Consider the following 1,134-nt stretch of genomic DNA (forward strand, 5'->3'; position numbering starts at 1 on the left):
TGATATTGCGAGGATTGCAGACCAAGTATTAAGTGGATATTTAAAACGAATAGATGAGTTAGATAAATCGAATGAATTTAGCAATTTACTAGATGACATGAATAGGAGTGGCAAATAACATGAACATACAAGACTTAACAGAGAAAATTGAAAAATGGGCGATTGATCGCAATCTTCATACAGCAGACCCTAAGTCACAAGCAATTAAATTATTCGAAGAACTAGGGGAATTAGCAGAAGGTTTGAGTAAGAATAAGATAGAACTTATTGAGGACGCAATAGGCGACTCATACGTGGTGCTTACGATTCTTGCCATGCAACTAGACCTAGACATCAATCAGTGCATACAGACAGCTTATGACGAAATAAAAGACAGGAAAGGTAAGATGGTGAACGGTGTATTTGTCAAAGAACAAGACCTGTAAAAATAAGAGTGGCGAAAGTCACCCAGATATTTTAGAAAGAGTACGGGATATTTTGAATAGGGAGTGAACGTAATGAATGAACCATTATATATCATATTATGGGGCGTGGCTATATTTGTAGTACTTATGCTTTTAAGTTATCTATTGCCAATTTTAATTCTTGGCATAGTTGGTATAGCAAACTTATTTGTGATAGCTAAAGAACATAGAGAACTAAAGAAAGCGCATAAGAAAGCATTTGAGGAACGTAGAAAAAGTAATTTAGAAACAAGGCAATTAGAAAGAGAGAAGTTTGATAGCACTAAAGAGAGAGTCGAAAAAGAGTTGGATAAACATTTTAAGTAAAGGAAGTGCTGGGAAGATAACCCACACTTACTAGGGGAGGACTAAGGAATGCAAAAGATAGATACAAAAACAATCGTTAAAGTTTTAGAAAGTAGTAAACATGATATAGATATTTGGGATATTCTAAGTGAATTTGATGAAGAAACAGAAGAAGAAATACTTGAATTTATTGAAGAAAATAGAGATGAATTTGAAATATTTTTACACACTACGCTATACCATGTAATGAATAGATTAAAAAATAGAATGGCATTTGCTAGTAATAAGGAGGACTAACTTATGAAATCAGTGAAAACAATAAATAATTATATAGATGAATTACAAGACAAATCGAATATTAGCGATGGGTCGCATACATTTGATG

The 1,134-nt window shown here is 33.1% G+C and carries 3 protein-coding genes; all 3 read left to right on the forward strand.

Annotated features, from left to right (window positions below; translation table 11 throughout):
- Window positions 1-119 precede the first annotated feature (119 nt).
- The 3 genes from LQ694_RS15395 to LQ694_RS15405 all read left to right on the forward strand — a co-directional run bounded on the left by LQ694_RS15395 (window position 120) and on the right by LQ694_RS15405 (window position 1,046).
- Window positions 120-425: a MazG-like family protein gene (locus LQ694_RS15395; protein WP_239772211.1), complete on the forward strand. Its 306-nt coding sequence runs from the start codon at window positions 120-122 to the stop codon at window positions 423-425.
- 72 nt (window positions 426-497) lie between these two features.
- Entirely contained in the window at window positions 498-770 is a 273-nt protein-coding gene (locus tag LQ694_RS15400; RefSeq protein ID WP_239772213.1) for a hypothetical protein, read from the forward strand.
- A gap of 48 nt (window positions 771-818) precedes the next feature.
- Window positions 819-1,046 (forward strand): hypothetical protein, encoded by a 228-nt coding sequence (locus LQ694_RS15405; protein WP_119650063.1) that lies wholly within the window; start codon window positions 819-821, stop codon window positions 1,044-1,046.
- Window positions 1,047-1,134 lie beyond the last annotated feature (88 nt).

Origin of the sequence: Mammaliicoccus sp. P-M58, from assembly GCF_022386165.1 — a bacterium.
Classification (GTDB): Bacteria; Bacillota; Bacilli; order Staphylococcales; family Staphylococcaceae; genus Mammaliicoccus; species Mammaliicoccus sciuri.